Consider the following 17,312-nt stretch of genomic DNA (forward strand, 5'->3'; position numbering starts at 1 on the left):
GTCATCGCGGCCACACCCCTGGCGTGCGACGCTCGCGCCATGAGCGCTGCAGCAACGACCGTTCCCGCCACGCCAGGCAACGCCGGACTCGCGTCCGACTACCGCCGGATCCGCCAGCGGACCCTGGACCTCGCGGCACCGCTGTCGGCGGAGGACGCGATGGTGCAGTCGATGCCCGCGGCCAGCCCGGCCAAGTGGCACCTGGCGCATACGACCTGGTTCTTCGAACGTTTCGTGCTGCGCGAGGCGGGCGAGGCTGCGATGCACCCGGACTGGGACCGGCTGTTCAACAGCTACTACCACGGCCTGGGCGGCTTCCACCCGCGCCAGCAGCGCGGCTTGCTGTCGCGCCCGTCACTGCAGCAGGTGCTCGACTACCGCGCCGCGGTCGACGAACGCATCGGGGAGGCGCTGGACCGGGGTGCGCTGGAAGCGGAGGCGTGCCAGCGCCTGGTCCTGGGCCTGCACCACGAGCAGCAGCACCAGGAGCTCCTGCTCACCGACGCCAAGCACGCACTGTGGTCGAACCCGCTGCAGCCGGCCTATGACCCCGGCCTGGCATGCGGGCCGACCCCCGCGGCCGGGCAAGGCTGGCACGCGTTCGGGGAGGCGCTGGCCACGGTCGGCGCGGCCCCTTGGCCCGGCGAGGACGAGGCGTTCGCGTACGACAACGAGTCGCCCCCGCACCGGGTCTTCCTGGCCCCGTACCGGCTCGCGCGGCGGCCGGTGAGCAACGCCGAGTACCGCGACTTCATCCGCGACGGGGGGTACCGTTGCCCGCAGCTGTGGCTCAGCGACGGCTGGGACCGGGTCCAGGCCGAAGAATGGTCCCGGCCGCTGTACTGGGCCCCGGGCCTGGAGGCGGAGTTCACCCTGGCCGGGACCCGCGCGCTCGACCCGCACGCACCCGTTGTGCACCTGTCCGCCTACGAGGCCGATGCGTTCGCCCGCTGGGCGGGCGCCCGGCTGCCCACCGAGTTCGAATGGGAGCACGCCGCACGGGAGCTGCCGCTGGACGGGAACTTCGCCGACCAGGGCCGGCTGCACCCCGGCGGGCCCGTGCCACGGGAGGGCGGGCTGGAGCGGATGTTCGGCGACGCGTGGGAATGGACCTCCAGCAGCTATGCCGCGTACCCGGGCTTCCGGACGCTGCCGGGCGCGGCGGGCGAGTACAACGGCAAGTTCATGAGCGGACAGCTGGTGCTGCGCGGCGGGAGCTGCGCCACTCCGCGCAGGCATGTGCGCGCGAGCTACCGGAACTTCTTCCCGCCGTGGACCCGCTGGCAGTTCGGGGGACTGCGGCTGGCGGCGGATCCCGCATGAACCCGGCTCCGATTCGCTGGCGCCTGACGGACCTGCAGCCGCGCAAGGGCGACCTGCGTGCGGATGCGCTGGAGGGCCTGTCGGCGCGGCCGCGCACCCTCCCGTCCAAGTACTTCTACGACGCCACCGGCTCGCGGCTGTTCGAGCAGATCACCCGGCAGCCCGAGTACTACCCGACGCGCATCGAGACCGCGATGCTGCAGCAACACGCGCCCGCGATCGCCCGGGCGATCGGTCCGGACGTGCACCTGGTCGAGTACGGCAGCGGCAGCGGGCGCAAGACCGAGCTGCTGCTGGAAGGCCTGGACGGGGTGGTCGCCTACACCCCGGTGGAGATTTCCCGCGAGGCCCTGCTGGCCAGCGTGGAGCGGTTGGCGCGGCGCTTCCCGGCGGTGGAGATGCTGCCGGTCTGCGCGGACTTCACCACGGCCGTGCCATTGCCGGAGCCGGCGCGGCCGGCGCGCTCGCGCCTGCTGTTCTTCCCCGGCTCGACGCTGGGCAACTTCGAGCGCGCGGAAGCCGTGGGGCTGCTGCAGTCGATGCGCGCGACCATGGGCGCGGGCGGCGCGGCCCTGGTCGGTATCGACCTGGACAAGGACCCGGCCGTAATCGAGGCAGCCTACAACGATGCCGCCGGGGTGACCGCCGCCTTCACCCTCAACCTGCTGCATCGGCTCAATCGCGAGCTGGGTGCGGACTTCGATGTCGGCGGGTTCCAGCACCGCGCCCGGTACTGCACGCGCCGGCGGCGCATCGAGACCGACCTGGTCAGCCTGCGCGAGCAGCACGCCAGCATCGCCGGCCAGCGTTTCGACTTCGCGCAGGGCGAGGCGATCCGGGTCGAGTACAGCCACAAGTACACCGACGCGGACTTCGCGGCGATGTGCGCCGAGGCCGGGCTGCGGGTGGCGCAAGCGTGGAACGACGCGGATGACTGGTTCGGCCTGCGGCTGTTGCGTGCTGCGTAGTTCCGCTTCGCACCACAACGACGCCGCGGCCGGGATGCTCGGCCCATGCCGTCCAATGCCCATGTCCCCGAACCTGCCGCCATCGCGGAACAGGCCGGGCTCCGCTACGTCTGCGACGACCAGCCGGGGATCACCCGCCGCCGTTCCGGCGACGGGTTCGAGTACCTGGAACCCGACGGCAGCCGCGTAACCGACCGCGAGCTGCTGGACCGGGTCCGGAAACTCGCCATTCCACCGGCGTGGACGGACGTGTGGATCTGCCGCCAGCGCAACGGCCACCTGCAGGCCACCGGCCGCGATGCCCGCGGGCGCAAGCAGTACCGCTACCACGCCGAGTGGCAGGAGGTGCGCGGCGCCGGCAAGTTCGACCGCATCGTCGCCTTCGGCGAGGCCCTGCCGCGCTTGCGCCGCCGGTTGCGGAGCGACCTGCGCCAGCGCGGCTTCCCCCGCGGCAAGGTGATCGCGATGGTGGTCGCGCTGCTGGCCGAGACGCTGGTCCGGGTGGGCAACGACGCCTACGCGCGCGAGAACCGCTCCTACGGCATGACCACGCTGCGCAAGCGACACATCGCCTTCCTGCGCGGCGGCCGGGCACGGCTGAAGTTCCGCGGCAAGGGCGGCGCCGAGCACGAGGTCGAGCTCGACGACCGCCGGATGGTGCAGATGGTGCGGCGGATGCAGCAGCTGCCCGGGCAGGCGCTGTTCCAGTACCGCGACGACGACGGCGAGCTGCGGCCGGTGGACTCCGGGGAGGTCAACGACTACCTGCACGAGGCGATGGGCGGCCCGTTCAGCGCCAAGGACTTCCGCACCTGGGGCGGGACGCTCGCGGCGTTCCGCGCCCTGGCCTGCACGCCGGTGCCGGGAGGCCGGGACGGGGGCGAACCGGCCGAGCGCGTGCTTGCCGGCGTGCTCAACGAGGTGGTGCGCGACGTCGCCGCGCAGCTGGGCAACACCCCGGCGGTCTGCCGGAAGGCCTACATCGACCCGGTGGTGTTCGAAGCCTGGCGCGAGGGACGCCTGGCCCGGTACGCCAACGGAGCGCGCGGGCCGCGGCAGTGGGAACAGGCCGCCCTGCGCTTCCTGCGCAGGGAACACCGCAAGGCCAGCCGGACGCGCCGCAGGTGACGCCGCGGCCGGGGTCGCCAGCCGCGCGGCTCAGGGGGCGTAGTCGCCGAAGCTTCCCCCCGCCCCGGGGAACACCACCGGGCTCTCGTTCCCGTCCTCGTCCACCGCGGCCACGCCGAAGAAGTAGTTGTCGATCACCACGTTCTCCAGCGTGTACTCGCCGACATCGCCGACCCACTGGCTGTGGCTCCACTGCGGCTCGGTGGTCAGCCGCCAGTACACGCGGTACCCGGCCAGCCCGGGTGCCTGCGCGGGGTCCGGGCGTTCCCAGCGCAACGTGGTGTGCGCAGTCACCGCACCCTCGATCTCCACGTTCGCCGGCGGCGGCGGTGCCCAGGCCAGGCCCGCCAGCACCGCGGCATTGAGGCCGGTCAGCTTGGCGGCGTAGTCGAAGTCGACCGCATCGACCGTATCGCCGTAGGCGATGCCGTCCTCCACCCGCAGATCCTGGTGCTGGCGGGTGTAGTCCTCGTGGGTCTCCATGATCCGCACCGCCGGGTAGCCCAGGTCGTTGAACGGCCGGTGGTGGCCACCGCGCCCGAAGCGGTCCAGCCGATAGATCATCATCACGTCCAGGTTCGGCACGTGGCGGTCGGCGATGCGGTCGATGTAGCGGGCCAGGTTGCGCGAGGGCGAGTCGACCTCGCCGCCGGTGAAGCGACGGGCCCGGGCCTCCTCGGCGGTCTCGGTTACCCGGGTGCCCTCGGCGAACACGCGCGCGCTGGTGTTGTCGACCACCCCGGTGATGCCGCGGGTGTTGCCGATCATGTCGTTGTTGAGCACCGCCTCGACGCGCCAGCCGTTGTCCCGGGCGTGCTTCGCCAGGATCCTGCCGCCGAACAGCCCCTGCTCCTCGCCGGCCAGCGCGGCATAGACGATGCTGCCGTCGAAGCGGTGCCGGCTCAGGATGCGGGCGGCCTCCAACGTGCCCGCGACGCCGGAGGCATTGTCGTTCGCCCCGGGCGCATCGGAGGTGGCGTCCATGACATCGGAGGCGCGCGAGTCGATGTCGCCGCTCATGATCACGTAGCGGCCGGGGTCGGCGTGCCCGCGCTGGATGGCGATCACGCTGGTGACGACCGTCGGCTCGGGGATGCGGGTTTCACCGGAGATGGTGTCGCTGACCGTCATGACCTCCAGGCAGCCGCCGCACGCAGCGGAAATCCGCTCGAACTCGGACTGGATCCAGCGCGTGGCGGCCCCGATGCCGCGGGTGTCCGAGCTTGTGTCGGACAGCGTGTGGCGGGTGCCGAAGCCGGCGAGGGTCCGGATGTCGGCTTCGATACGATCGGCCGAAGGGGCGCGGGCGATGGCGTCGAGGCGGACGTCGGCGGCGGGCGGCGCCGGGGTCGCGGTGCCGGCGGCCGGTGCGGCCTGCGCGTGTACCTGTGCCGCGCAGGGGAGCAGGACGGCGGCGAGGACGGCGAAGCGGCGGGACGGGTGCATGGTGGCTCCGGTGGCGGACGGGAGTGGCATTGCTTCCACCGGAACCTTGCACGATGCAGCCGCCGGTTCAATGTGCCGGGCCGGCCGTTTCGTTCAATCCGTGTCCATGCGGGCGTGCGCCGCCTTGACCGCCGCTTACCCGCTGGCCGCTACGGTGGCGCTCCCCCATCCACCAAACGGGAGCGCGCCATGGCGACCTGCGACGTCTGCGGCAACAACTACGACAAGGCCTTCACCGTCCAGGGGCCGCGGGGCAGCGGCACCTTCGACTCCTTCGAATGCGCGATCCATGCGCTGGCCCCGACCTGCAGCCACTGCAACTGCAGGATCATCGGCCATGGCGTGGAAGCGGAAGGGACGTTCTACTGCTGTGCGCACTGCGCCCGCAAGGCAGGGGTGCAGGGCGTGGACGACCGCGCCTGACCCGGCGGGGCGGGTGGGTCCGGTCGCGGATCAGCCGCTCACCCGCAACGCACCCCGGTGATCGCCCCGCGCTCGTTGACGTCGATGTTCAACCGGTCGTGGCGGTAGTCCATCGTCACCGCCTGTCCCGGCTCGATCACCCGCACGTCGCGGCTCTGGCTGGCGAGCCGCGCGTCCTCGACGGTCTCGGGCGACGCGGCCCGGCCGATCGTCCAACGCGCCGCCTCGGCGTTGCAGGTGCCGGTCACCTGTTCCACGGCACCGGGCGGCGGCACGGTGGAGCACGCGGCGATCGACGTCAGCAGTACGGCCAGCGGCAGGATCGGTCGGGTCATGGCGGGGGGCTCCTGTGAAGTCCGGCTGCAGCCTGCTGGCGGCCACGTGTTGGGCGCGTAAAGCCCCTCACCCGGCACGGGCCGCCTCCCGGCGCACCGCGCCGGAAAGTTCCGGCGACTGTTCGTGTGCCTCGACCAGCCGCAACAGCAGCCGCGCCAGCGTGACCACGTCCTGGTGGTTGTGCGCACAGACGCGCCGGAGCAGCGCCGAGCTGCCGCCACGCAGGTAGGACAGCCAGGCGGCCGGCGCCTCCGAGCCGGGCAGGTCGTCCTCGCGGACGATCCCCAGCAGCTTGCGCTCGATCGTGGCCAGGCGGCAGTTCTCCCAGCGGCCGCGATAGCGGCGGCGGGTCGGGAACAGCAGGTCGACGTGGTCGAGCGGACTGATCGGGTCCCCCATGCGCGCCAGCCGGTAGCGCGTCTTGAGCAGCGGCGCGTCGTAGCAGCGGCCGTTGTAGCTCGACAGCACGGTACCCGGCCGCAGCCAGCGGGAGAACTCCTCCAGCATCGCGCGTTCGGCGCCCAGGGTGGTGATCAGCAACTGGCGTACCCGCAACCCGTCGCCGAGCTCGGGGTGCCGGTGCCAGTCCGCGGCGCCGATCTGGAACGCGCGGGTGCCGGTGCCGCCGGCCAGCCCAGTGGTCTCGGTGTCGAAGAACAGCAGCCGGCCGGGGTCGACCTGGTCGCCACGACGGGCGAAGCCCAGCGGCAACGGCCCGCGCGGGATCGGCTGGGGCAGGTGCGCCTCGACCAGTCGCAGTCCCGGTGCGATCTCCCGGCCGGGCAGGCTGCGGTCGACCGGGTGCGTGGCCGCGGCATACACGGGGGCGCGGTCGCGCACGCCAAGCAGCCGCCGCAGGCGGTCCACCGGGGGCGGGGCGGGGGAGCCGGGGCCCGGCGGCGTTGGCTGCGCCGGGCGCGCGTGCGGCGCGGTCGAAGCCTGCGGCGGCGCGGCGCCTGGCAGCCGGCCACCGGCCTGCTGCTTCAGCGCGCACAGGCGGTCCAGCGAGACGCTCATCGGGGCTCGCCCAGCAGTTCCAGCACGCGTCGCGCCAGCGCCTTCGGCGTGGCCTGGGCCTCCCGTCCTTCTTCGGCCGCCAGCACCGGGCCCACGCAGGCCGGGCACCCGGCGTTGCAGTCGCAGGCCTCCACCAGCTCCCGCGCGCGCTGTACCAGTTCGGCCTGCCGCTCCCACAGCGGTTCGCTCAGCCCCACCCCGCCGGGGAAGTTGTCGTACAGGTAGACGGTTGGCACGAACTGCTGCATCTCGACGGCATCGGGCGAGAGCGCGCCCTCGCTGCCCTCCACGCCGCGCAGCTGCCCGCGTCCACCGGCGTCCGCGGTGGCGAACCAGGCGCCATCGCCATTGCCGACGGCTTTCTGCAGGTCGCGGGCATCAGCCATCACCGCCACGGTCGCGACCACGTGCAGGGCGTAGGCGGCGCCCAGGAAGCCGTCCAACGCATCCTGCCGGGAGGCGAACCAGGCCAGCAGCGTGGCCTGCGGCAACTGCCACCAGGCCGCGGTGGTGTGCAGTTCCTGGTCGGGCAGGTTCACCGGCCCGTAGCCGATGTTCTCGTGGGTGTAGTAGCGGATCTTCTTGTACCCGGACACCCGGCGGACCACGTGCACCTCGCCATGGCTGCAGTCGCCCTGTCCGGCGGGTCCGCCGTCGAAGCGCTCGAGCACCTTGAGCTTCGTGTAGTCGATGCTGTCGGTGTAGTAGTCGACGCGGGTGCGGGTCACGAACGCCTTGCGGCCCTCCCAGTCCAGCCGTTCGACCTGGTAGGGCGTGGACTGGACCATGTGGATCGCGCCCTCGTACAGGGTCAGCGCGGCGGCCGAGTAGTCGACCTCGGCGATGATCTGCTGGCGGCCATCGCTGCGGTCGACCACCACGAAGTTGCCGTCTGCCACCGAGCGCAGGCTGACCGCGTTGGCCGGGTAGCTGTCCGCGATCCACTCCCAGCGGTTGCCCTCGTGGTGCACCACCCCGGTCTCCGCCAGCACCTCCAGGTACGGCGCCGACTCGACCGGGCCGAAGCGTTCGCCGTCCTGGAACGGGAGCTCGAAGGCGGCGCAGCGGATGTGGTCGAACAGGATCAGCGGCTGGTCCGGGGCGATGCGCGCGTGCTCGGGCGTGGCATCGGCGAAGAAGTCCGGGTGCCGCACCACGTACTGGTCCAGCGGCTGGCTGCTGGCGACCAGCACGCCCAGCGAGGGCTTCTGCCGCCGCCCTGCGCGGCCGAAACGCTGCCACGTCGCGGCGACGGTGCCCGGGTAGCCATTGAGCACCACCACGTCCAGGGCGCCGATGTCCACGCCCAGCTCCAGCGCGGAGGTGCTGACGATGCCGTCGACACGGCCGGCGCGCATCGACCGCTCCACCTCGCGGCGCTCGGTCGGCAGGTACCCGCCCCGGTAGGCGCGGATGCGCGGCGGCTTGCGCGGGTCGTGGTCGAATACGTCCTTGAGGTACTTGGTCAGCACCTCGACCATCAGCCGGGTCTGCGCGAACACCAGCGTCTTGAGCCCGGACTTGATCGCGATCCGGGCGATGCGGTTGGACTGCGAGCGCGCCGAGGCCCGCAGGCCCAGGTCCGGGTTCACCACCGGCGGGTTCCACAGCAGCACGTGGCGCTCGCCGGTGGGCGCGCCGGAGCGGGTGATGGCGGTCACCTCGTCCTCGAGCAACGCGCGGGCGTGCGCCTGCGGGTTGCCGATGGTCGCCGAGCACAGGATGAACTGCGGGCGCGCGCCGTAGAACGCGCAGATGCGCTTGAGCCGGCGCAGCACGTTGGTGACGTGGCTGCCGAACACCCCCCGGTAGGTGTGCACCTCGTCGATGACCACGTAGCGCAGGTTCTCGAAGAACTGCGCCCATTTGGTGTGGTGGGGCAGGATCCCCTGGTGGAGCATGTCCGGGTTGGACACCACGATGTCGCCGTGCAGGCGCACCGCCAGCCGGGCGTCGCCAGGCGTGTCGCCGTCGAAGGTAAAGGCCTTCACCCCCAGGCCGCCGGCCTTGTTGAGCTCCAGCAACTCGGCGACCTGGTCCTGCGCCAGCGCCTTGGTCGGGAACAGGAACAGGGCCTTGCAGCCGGTCGGCTTGCCGTCGGTGCCGCCCATCGCCGCGGCCAGCACCGGCAGCGTGTAGCACAGCGACTTGCCCGAGGCGGTGGGGGTGGCGACGACCAGGTTCTCACCGCGACGGGTTGCCTCCCAGGCGTCCGCCTGGTGGCGGTAGAGGCGCTCGACTCCCCGCGCGCGCAAGGCAGTGGCGAGCGCCGGCGGAATGTCCGCGGGCAGTTCCGCGTAGTCGCCGTCGGACCCGGGAATGATGAACCGGCCGGTGATCCGGTCGGCGTAGCGCCGCTCCAGCCGCCGGGACAGCAATGCGCCATCGGCCGTGGCACGGTCGGTTACGGCGGCAAGCGGGCTCGTGGCTTCCGGCTCGATCCGCGGGGCCAGTGCTGGGGTCATGGCGATGCTCCGGGCGGGCACCGCATCGGACCACCCTGGTGTCTCAGGCGGTGAGACACCGCCCGGGACACTGGGTGCCGGTTAGGAGGCCGTGCCGGGGGTGGTGCCTCCTGCCGCCTCCGCCGCTGCCTCGGCTTCCGCCTGCGCCCGCCGCTCGCGCTCGATCCAGTCCTCGATCGCCCGCCGTGCCCGCCGCTCCTCGGCCTTCTCGCGCAGCGCCTCGGTGCCCAGCACGCGGTACAGGCTCACCATGACCCCTACCAGCAGCAGCGCGAACGGCAGCGCGACCACGGTGATGAGGGTCTGCAGCGCGTCCAGCCCGCCCGCGACCAGCATGGCGCCGGCGATCAGCGCGACCGCGATGCCCCAGGCGAACTTGCGCGACAGGCTCGGATCGCCTGGGGTCTCGCTGGACATCGAGCCCAGCACCAGCACCGCCGAGTCCGCCGAGGTCACGAAGAAGATCAGGAGCAGCAGGATGCTCAGCGAGGACAGCAAGCCGGTCAGCGGCAGCGTGTCGTACATGCGGAACAACACCGTCTCGTACCCCTGTGCGAGCGCCGCGGCCATGTCGGCGCCGCCGAACATCTGCCCCCACAGCGCCGCCCCGCCGAAGGCCGAGAACCAGGCGAAGCCCAGCAGCGTCGGTAGCGCGACCACGCCGAAGACGAACTCGCGCACGCTGCGGCCGTAGGAGACCCGGGCGATGAATGCCCCGACGAACGGCGACCAGGAGATCCACCACGCCCAGTAGAAGATCGTCCAGTCGCCGACCCAGGTGCTTTCCGAGAACGGCGCCATGCGCAGGCTCATTTGCACCACCGAGTTGATGTAGCCGCCCAGAGAGGTGGTGAACGTCTCGAAGATGAAGTCGGTGGGGCCCAGCAGCACCACCGCCAGCAGCAACAGCGCGGCCAGGCCGAGGTTGAAACTGGACAGCCACTTGATGCCCCGCTCCACGCCGGTGGCGGTGGATGCCATGTACAGCACGAAGGCGCCGCCGATCACCAGCAGTTCCATGCCCAGCCCGCCCGGCAGGCCGAACACCCGCGCCATGCCGGCGGTGATCTGGACGGTGCCGAACCCCAGCGTGGTCGCGACGCCGATCGCAGTGGCGACCACGGCCACGATGTTGACCACCTTGCCCATCCAGCCCAGGTGCCGGTCGCCGATCAGCGGCTGGAGCAGGTCGCTGATCAGCCCCCGTCCGTTGCGGTTGTACTGGAACCAGGCGATCGCCAGCCCCATCAGCGCGTAGATCGCCCAGGGATGCAGTCCCCAGTGGAAGAAGGTGTAGCGCATCGCCGCGCCCGCCGCGAGCGGCGTTCCGGGCTCCAGTCCCTCGGGGGGGTTGAGCAGGTGCGAGACCGGTTCGGCCGCGCCCCAGAACACCAGACCGATTCCCATTCCGGCGGCGAACAGCATCGATAGCCACGCAACGCTGGAGAATTCGGGCTCGGCGTCGCGTCCGCCGATGCGCAGCTGCGCCAACGGCCCGAAGGCGAGGTAACCGAGGAACAGCAGGGTCAGGAACACGATCAGCAGGTACAGCCAGCCGGCGTGGTTGATCACCGTGGCCAGCGCGGCGCTGGTGGCCTGCTCGAACGGACCGGGCGCCAGTCCGGCGATCACGGCGAGGGCGACGACCAGCAGCAGCGAGATGCGGAAGACCATGCACGTGCCTCCGTGGGCGGCAGTTTGGACAGGGACAGCTTAGGGGCGATCCCCGGGGACCGGCTCGGGTACCCGGCGGACGGTGAAAGCACGCAGCCGCGCCGGGCTCGCGACGCCGATGCCTTCTTCGCGACCCGCCACGTAGAGGGTCACATGCGGTGGCGGGACCGGGAGCCGGCGTCCAAGCAGGCGCCCCAGCTCCCGGTGAAGCCGCCGCATCGCCGGCAGCCGGATGCACTCGATGAGCGAATGGGCCGTCACCTGCCCGCCGGGCCTGCCGGTGGTGCGGCGCAGGAGCAGCCGCTCACCGGTGCGTTCCCAGTCCCAGTCCAGCGCGGCGACGGCGTCCTCCACCAGGGCGCCGGCGCGGTCGCCGAATACCTCGTGCAGTTCCCGCCCCAGCGCGTTGCCGACCAGGGTGATGTGCAGCTCGGGCTTGGGCTGGAGCACCAGGTCGCCGAGCTCGAGCGGGGCCGTGGGCGGAGCCCAGCGCCCTGGCGGGATGGGAAGGACATGGCTGTGCGACATGCGCCTGATGATGTGCCCGCCTCCGTGCCCGTGCCGTGGATGGGCCATGATCGCGGCTCGTCCTCCCTTTTCCACGCATGCCCGTCCCAATGGAAAAGCCGTTCTCGCCTGCCTGCGAGCGCAATGCGGGCCCGATTCTCGAGGTGCTGCACCGCCATCTACGCGATGCGCGGGGAGTGCTGGAAGTCGGCAGCGGCACCGGCCAGCACGCGGTCCACTTCGCCGCGGCGATGCCCTGGCTCACCTGGCAGGCAAGCGACCGCGCCGGGAACCTTCCGGGCATCCGCGCCTGGCTCGATGAAGCCGCGCTGCCGAACACCCCGCCGCCGATGGAACTGGACGTGGGGCACTGGCCGGCGCTGGAGGGAGCGGGCTTCGACGCGGTGTTTAGCGCCAATACCCTGCACATCATGGGCTGGCCGCAGGTCGAGGCGTTCTTCGATGGCGTTGGCGCGGTGCTGCCCGCCGGCGGAACGCTGGTGGTGTACGGGCCGTTCAACTACGGCGGCGACTACACCAGCGACAGCAACCGCGAGTTCGACGCCTGGCTGCGGGCCCGTGATCCGGCGTCCGCGATCCGCGACTTCGAGGCCGTCGACGCACTGGCCCGCGCGGCCGGCCTGCAGCTGCGCGAGGACGTGGCCATGCCGGCGAACAACCGCTGCGTGGCGTGGCAGCGGCCGGTGCGCTGACGGCGCGGTCGATCCGGGCGGCGATGGCACCGGCCACCGTGCCGGCACGCCTCAGCGCGGCAGCGTGACGGCGGGTTCGCCAGCGGGGTCTTCTTCGACCCGGACGCCCTGGTCCGCAACGGGCGCCGGTGGCTGCGCCGGGATCTCCGAAGGGATGGCCACCGTGTCGGGATCGACCGGCAGCATGGTGGCCTCCCTCCACCGTCCCCAGTGGTAGTAGCCGACCGACAGCACCATCGACACGAAGGCGCTGACCGGGAAGCTCCACCAGATCGCATCCACGCCGAGCTGCGGTTGCAGCAGGTTGGCGAACGGCACCCGCACGCCCCACAGCGCGGCGACCAGGATCACGAGCGGCGGGATCACCGCACCGGTGGAGCGCACCACGCCCGCGATCACGAAGGTCACCCCGAAGAACAGGAACGACCACACCGCGATGTGGTTGAGGTGGCGCGCGATCTCGAGCGACGCGCTGCCCTCGGGCATGAACATGGCCAGCGTGTAGCGGTCCAGCAGGATCAGCGGGGCGATCAACAGGCCGGTCATCAGGAAGTTGAAGCCCACGCCCGCCCGGGTGGTGCCCGCCACCCGGTCCCAGTTGCCGGCGCCGACGTTCTGCGCCGCCATCGACGAGCAGGCCGCGCCAATCGCCATCGCCGGCATCTGCACGTAGGTCCACAGCTGCAGGGCCGCGCCGTAGGCCGCGGTGGTCTCCGTGCCATAGCGGTTGACCATGGTGATCATCGCGATCATCGCCGCCGACACCAGCACCATCTGCGCGCCCATCGGCACGCCCTTGGCGACCAGGGTCCGCACGATCACCAGGTCCAGGCGGTAGAGGTGGCGTTCGTGGCGCCCGATCCACAGCGGATTGCGGCGGTGGCGCAGCCACGTCAGCATCGCCGGCAGGGCTATCGCGTTGGCCAGCAGGGTCGCCATCGCGCTGCCGGCCATGCCCATTTCCGGCAGCGGGCCGACGCCGAACATCAGCAGCGGCACCAGCACGATGTCCAGCAGCACCGCCAGCAGCAGGAACACGAACGGCGTGCGCGTGTCGCCGGCGCCGCGCAGGATCGCCGACAGGAACGAGAACGCGTACAGCAGCGGCAGCGCCAGGAAGATGATCCGCAGGTACGGCACCGCCAGCGGCATCGCGTCCGCCGGCGTGCCCATCCAGGCCAGCACCGGCCGCGCCAGCAGCAGGCCGGCCGCAGACAGCACCACCGACAGGCTCAGGAAGAAGGTGGCCGCCGAGCCGATCACCTCGCGCGCACCGGGCAGGTCCTTCCGGCCCATCGCCTGGCCGACCAGGATGGTCGAGGCCATGCCGAAGCCGAAGATCGCCCCGAGCAGGAAGAACATCACGTTGTTGGCGTTGGCGATCGCGGTGAGCGCCTCCTCGCCCAGGAAGCGCCCGACCCAGATCGCGTTGACCGAGCCGTTGAGCGACTGCAGCACGTTGCCACCGAGGATCGGCAGGGCGAACACGAGCAGGGTGCGGGTGATCGGCCCTTCGGTCAGGTCGCGGCGTTGCATGCGGGTGATGGTCCCCGTCGCCGGGTGCCCGTGGCGCGAAGCCGCCCCGGCGGTGCGTGGTTCACCGGCCTTGCACCGCACGCCACGCACCCTCGGGTGGACTGGTGAAATCCCGTGGCGGAGGCCCAATGAAACGCGGTGACCCGATCTTCGGCGAGGAGTCCCTCAGCAAGGTGGCGGCGGTGTTCGCCGACGAAGCCGCGGCGCGCGCGGCTGCCGACCGGGTGCGGGGAGACCTGGGCCAGGAGGCGGTTACCGTGCGGATGATCGCCCCCGGCGACCGCCAGGCCGCCCGCAAGCTGGAGCCGGAGGAGAAGGGCGTGATGTTCACCGCCATCAAGGCGCACATCACCCTCGGCCTGGCGGGCCTGGTCGCCGGCCTGGTGCTGTTCTGGATCCTGCATGCCGCCGGCATCGCGGCGATCCGCTCCAACCCGGTGGTTGCGGCGGTGGTCATCGCCGGCTTCGCGACCACCTTCGGGCTGTTCGCGGGCGGGCTGGTGACGCTGCGGCCGGACCACGACCCGCTCAACATCCGGGTCATGGAGGCGATCGGCGAGGGGCGGCACGTGGTGGTCGCCCACCCCGTCCGCCACGCCGATGCCGCCCGCGTGGCGGAGCTGCTGGAGTCGGCTTCGGGCGAGGTGCTCAGGACCCTTTAGGGCGGGGGCTCAGGCCGGGAGGGCGGGCTCGGCCTGTTCCGCGAACTCCGCCGGGCGGCCGAACAGGAATCCCTGCCCGAACCCGCAGCCAAGCTCGAGCAGCGCGGCGCGCTGCTCCTCGATCTCGACGCCCTCGGCGACCACGTCCATGCCGAGCGCGTGCGCCAGCCCGACCACGGCCTGGATCACCGGACCGCTGTTGCCCTGGCGGTGCAGGTCGGCCAGGAAGGTGCGGTCCATCTTGAGGATCCGCAGCGGGAAGCTGTGCAGGTAACTCAGCGACGAGTAGCCGGTGCCGAAGTCGTCGAGCGCGACGCCCACGCCGGCATCGAGCAGCCGCTGCAGCACGCCGCGCACCCGTTCCGGGTTCTCCAGCAGGCTGCCTTCGGTGACCTCGATGCGCAGCCGGTCCGGTGCCAGGCCGGTGCGCTCGAGCAGGCCCAGCAGGCGGCTGGTGAAGTCGCTGCGCTGCAGGTGCCGGGGTGCGACGTTGATCGACAGGTAGGTGCCGTCCTCGCGGGCGGCGGCCGCCAGGAACGCGCGCTTGAACAGCCGCCAGTCCATCGATTCGACCAGGCCGCTGTCCTCGGCCACGCGCAGGAAGTCGGCCGGGGCGAGCACGCCGCGCTCGGGGTGGCGCCAGCGCATCAGCGCTTCGTGGCCGACGATGGCGCCGTCGCCCAGCCGCACGATCGGCTGGAACCAGGGCTCGATCTCGTCGCGCTTGAGGGCCAGCCTCAGCTCGCCCTCCACGGTCAGCTGGTCCACCGCGGTGTGCTGCAGCGAATCGTCATAGAGCTGCCAGCGCTTGCGCCCCAGTGCCTTCGCCCGGTACAGCGCGGTGTCCGCATCGCGCACCAGGTCGTCGATGTGCTGCTGGTGCGGCCGGGTGACCGCGATGCCGATGCTCGCCGAGGGCTCCAGCGTGCAGCCGGCCATCTCCATCGGCTCGGTCAGCGCCTCCAGCGCCCGCTCCGCCACGGCGATGGCCGCGGCCGGGCGGCCCTCGGCGTCCAGCGCGACGTCCTCGATCAGGATCGCGAACTCGTCCCCGGCCAGGCGCGCGACCAGGTCCGGCTGGCGCACGCACGACTGCAGCCGGCGCGCCACCTCGCACAGGAAGTCGTCGCCGGCGAGGTGGCCGAGGCTGTCGTTGATCACCTTGAACCGGTCCACGTCCAGGTACAGCAGCGCGCTGTGCCGCGCCGGCGTCTCCCGGGTGCGCTCCATGGCCTGGCCCAGGCGCAGCCGCAGCTGGTCGCGGTTGGGAAGGCCGGTGAGCGCGTCGTGCATGACCTGGTGGCGCAGCCGGTCCTGGATCCGCTCGCGCTCGCGGATCTCCCGGCGCAACTCGGCGGTCCGCTCGGCAACCCGCTCCTCCAGCCGGGTGTAGGCCTGCTGCTGGAACTCGGTCGCGCGGCGGCGCTGGACCGCATAGGCGATCTGGGAGGCGACGAAGGTCAGCAGCTCCATGTCGATCGCGCCGAACTCGTCCTCGTTGGTATAGCTCTGCACCGCCACCAGGCCGATGACCTGCTCGCCGGACAGCAGCGGTGCCCCGAGCCAGCAGGCACTCGGCGCGCCCTGCTCCTGCCGGTACTCGATCTCGCCCGCCGCCTCCAGTTCCGCGATGCGCGCCGGGGTGCCCAGCAACGGCTCGCGCGAGCGCAGCACCAGCTCGCTGAGCCCGCGGGCCAGCGGCCGGCTGGCGGTGAGCCGCGGGTGGCAGGTATCGACGTAATAGGGGAATTCCAGCCGGTCCCCGTCATCGGAGAGCAGGCCGATGTAGAAGTTGTCGGCATTGAGCAGCCGGCCGACGACGCGGTGGACCCGGGCGTGGAACTCGCCGGAGTCGATGTCCTCGGTGGCCAGCCGCGCGATCTCGAACAGTGCCGCCTGCAGGCGCTCGGCGCGCTCGCGCTCGACCACCTGCTGCTGCAGCGCGCGGTTCACCGCGGCCAGCTGCTGGGTGCGCATCTCCACGCTGCGCTCGAGCAGCTCGGTGCTGCGCTTGCGGTCCAGCGCGGTCAGGATGTGGCTGGCGACGAACTCCAGCAGGCCCTGGTCCTCGCTGCTGAAGCCGGCCTCCTCGGTGTAGCTCTGCACCACGATCGCGCCCAGGGACTGGCCGTCGCGCATGATCGGCACGCCCATCCACTGGTGGCAGTCGGTGCCGTAGGTGCGCATCGGTCCGTTGACCTGCGCCTCCAGCTGCTCCGGGGTGCCCCGCAGCGCCCGGCCACCGCGCATCACGTGCCAGGTGGCCGAGTACTGGATGTCCTCCAGGGGCAGCGCCCCGGTGAACGGCGGATCGTCGACCGCGTCGGCGAAGTACAGCATCTCGAAGGTGTCGGCGGCGAGGTCCCGCATGACGATGAACAGGTTCTCGGCGTACATCAGGCTGCCGACGATCGAGTGCACCCCGCGCAGCACGTCGGCCATGTCCAGGTCGGAGAACGACAGTTCGGAGATGTCGAACAGCGCGCGCTGGAGCTGCTCGGAGTACTGCAGGCGCGACACCTCCTGGTGCAGTTCGGCCAGCTGCAGCTCGCGCGCCAGCAGGCGGTCGGCCGCGGCCCAGGGTTCACGCAGTTGTCCGAGGATGGCGGGGGTCGCTTCTGCCGACTCCGGCTCCAGCACCACGGTGGCCGTGCTGGCGGGCATCGGCACCGAGACCAGTCCCGTATCGGCGTCGCTCACCGGGCCACGCGCCAGCGCCGCGCGATCGGCGACGGCGATCGCCTCCGGCGAGGGCATGGTGTTGCCCGCCTGGCCGAGGACGGCGTGGCCGAACTCCCACACAACCCAGGCGCGGGAAACCCCGGGGCACTCGGCGGTGATCTCGCCCAGTGCCGTCAGCAGGGCGGGCGCGTCCGCGGCTTCCAGCAGCCTCTGGCGCCAGTGCATGCCGGGCGCGACGCTTCGGCACTCGTGCGTGAAGCCGTTCACCGGCGCACGCTCCCGCGCCGCGGCGGGATGGCCGACAGGCGGGCTTGGCAGTGCGGGTGGGCTGGATCGGCCATGTGCTCCGGGGACGCAAGAACTGTTCCGCTGTCGTTAACGGCAACACCGGTCAGGGCTTTAGCGCGTCCCGGCGGTACCATTGGGGCGTTG

The 17,312-nt window shown here is 71.7% G+C and carries 13 protein-coding genes and 1 pseudogene; 6 read left to right on the plus strand and 8 right to left on the minus strand.

What is annotated here, in order from left to right:
• Nucleotides 1-39: 39 nt before the first annotated feature.
• Genes egtB through G545_RS14540 form a run of 3 tightly spaced genes read left to right on the plus strand, consistent with a single transcriptional unit; the run spans nt 40 to nt 3,419 of the window.
• Nucleotides 40-1,323: an ergothioneine biosynthesis protein EgtB gene (egtB, locus tag G545_RS0111150; protein WP_027070451.1), complete on the plus strand. Its 1,284-nt coding sequence runs from the start codon at nt 40-42 to the stop codon at nt 1,321-1,323.
• Nucleotides 1,320-2,291: an L-histidine N(alpha)-methyltransferase gene (gene egtD, locus G545_RS0111155; RefSeq protein WP_027070452.1), complete on the plus strand. Its 972-nt coding sequence runs from the start codon at nt 1,320-1,322 to the stop codon at nt 2,289-2,291. Before egtB ends, egtD begins: the two co-directional genes overlap by 4 nt.
• A 45-nt stretch (nt 2,292-2,336) precedes the next feature.
• Nucleotides 2,337-3,419 (plus strand): DNA topoisomerase IB, encoded by a 1,083-nt coding sequence (locus G545_RS14540; protein WP_043711737.1) that lies wholly within the window; start codon nt 2,337-2,339, stop codon nt 3,417-3,419.
• 30 nt (nt 3,420-3,449) lie between these two features.
• Here G545_RS14540 and G545_RS0111165 read toward each other — a convergent pair whose 3' ends face one another.
• Entirely contained in the window at nt 3,450-4,865 is a 1,416-nt protein-coding gene (locus G545_RS0111165) for a M28 family metallopeptidase (RefSeq protein ID WP_027070453.1), read from the minus strand.
• 189 nt (nt 4,866-5,054) lie between these two features.
• Here G545_RS0111165 and G545_RS0111170 point away from each other — a divergent pair, with 189 nt between their 5' ends.
• Nucleotides 5,055-5,288, plus strand: a complete 234-nt coding sequence (locus G545_RS0111170; protein WP_027070454.1) for a hypothetical protein — start codon at nt 5,055-5,057, stop codon at nt 5,286-5,288.
• A 38-nt stretch (nt 5,289-5,326) separates the two neighbouring features.
• On the opposite strand, the gene G545_RS14545 is transcribed toward G545_RS0111170, so the two are convergent.
• The 5 genes and pseudogenes from G545_RS14545 to G545_RS0111195 all read right to left on the minus strand — a co-directional run bounded on the left by G545_RS14545 (nt 5,327) and on the right by G545_RS0111195 (nt 11,308).
• A complete protein-coding gene (locus tag G545_RS14545; RefSeq protein ID WP_052106887.1) occupies nt 5,327-5,623 on the minus strand; it encodes an I78 family peptidase inhibitor in 297 nt (98 codons plus the stop codon).
• Between the two features lie 67 nt (nt 5,624-5,690).
• Nucleotides 5,691-6,596: pseudogene (locus G545_RS0111180) on the minus strand (ribonuclease H-like domain-containing protein); the annotation flags it as partial.
• A 41-nt stretch (nt 6,597-6,637) separates the two neighbouring features.
• The gene (locus G545_RS14550) at nt 6,638-9,106 is read right to left on the minus strand and encodes a DEAD/DEAH box helicase (RefSeq protein ID WP_052106731.1); all 2,469 of its coding nucleotides are present in this window, start codon (nt 9,104-9,106) and stop codon (nt 6,638-6,640) included.
• An 81-nt stretch (nt 9,107-9,187) separates the two neighbouring features.
• Nucleotides 9,188-10,780: a BCCT family transporter gene (locus G545_RS14555; protein ID WP_052106734.1), complete on the minus strand. Its 1,593-nt coding sequence runs from the start codon at nt 10,778-10,780 to the stop codon at nt 9,188-9,190.
• 39 nt (nt 10,781-10,819) lie between these two features.
• Nucleotides 10,820-11,308 carry a hypothetical protein gene (locus G545_RS0111195; protein WP_027070456.1) on the minus strand — a complete coding sequence of 163 codons (489 nt, stop codon included), beginning with the start codon at nt 11,306-11,308 and terminating at the stop codon, nt 10,820-10,822.
• An 89-nt stretch (nt 11,309-11,397) separates the two neighbouring features.
• On the opposite strand from G545_RS0111195, the gene G545_RS0111200 reads away from it, so the two are divergent.
• Nucleotides 11,398-12,000 carry a DUF938 domain-containing protein gene (locus tag G545_RS0111200; protein ID WP_027070457.1) on the plus strand — a complete coding sequence of 201 codons (603 nt, stop codon included), beginning with the start codon at nt 11,398-11,400 and terminating at the stop codon, nt 11,998-12,000.
• 51 nt (nt 12,001-12,051) lie between these two features.
• Here the strand turns inward: G545_RS0111200 and G545_RS0111205 are convergent, their stop codons facing one another.
• Nucleotides 12,052-13,536 carry an MATE family efflux transporter gene (locus tag G545_RS0111205; RefSeq protein ID WP_027070458.1) on the minus strand — a complete coding sequence of 495 codons (1,485 nt, stop codon included), beginning with the start codon at nt 13,534-13,536 and terminating at the stop codon, nt 12,052-12,054.
• A gap of 128 nt (nt 13,537-13,664) precedes the next feature.
• Between G545_RS0111205 and G545_RS0111210 the strand changes: the two genes are divergently transcribed.
• Nucleotides 13,665-14,198 (plus strand): hypothetical protein, encoded by a 534-nt coding sequence (locus G545_RS0111210; RefSeq protein WP_027070459.1) that lies wholly within the window; start codon nt 13,665-13,667, stop codon nt 14,196-14,198.
• 9 nt (nt 14,199-14,207) lie between these two features.
• On the opposite strand, the gene G545_RS14560 is transcribed toward G545_RS0111210, so the two are convergent.
• On the minus strand, nt 14,208-17,147 hold the full coding sequence (locus G545_RS14560) for a bifunctional diguanylate cyclase/phosphodiesterase (RefSeq protein WP_052106736.1): 2,940 nt from the start codon (nt 17,145-17,147) through the stop codon (nt 14,208-14,210).
• Nucleotides 17,148-17,312: the final 165 nt, after the last annotated feature.

Source organism: Lysobacter defluvii IMMIB APB-9 = DSM 18482 (assembly GCF_000423325.1).
In the GTDB taxonomy this organism is placed as follows: Bacteria; Pseudomonadota; Gammaproteobacteria; order Xanthomonadales; family Xanthomonadaceae; genus Novilysobacter; species Novilysobacter defluvii.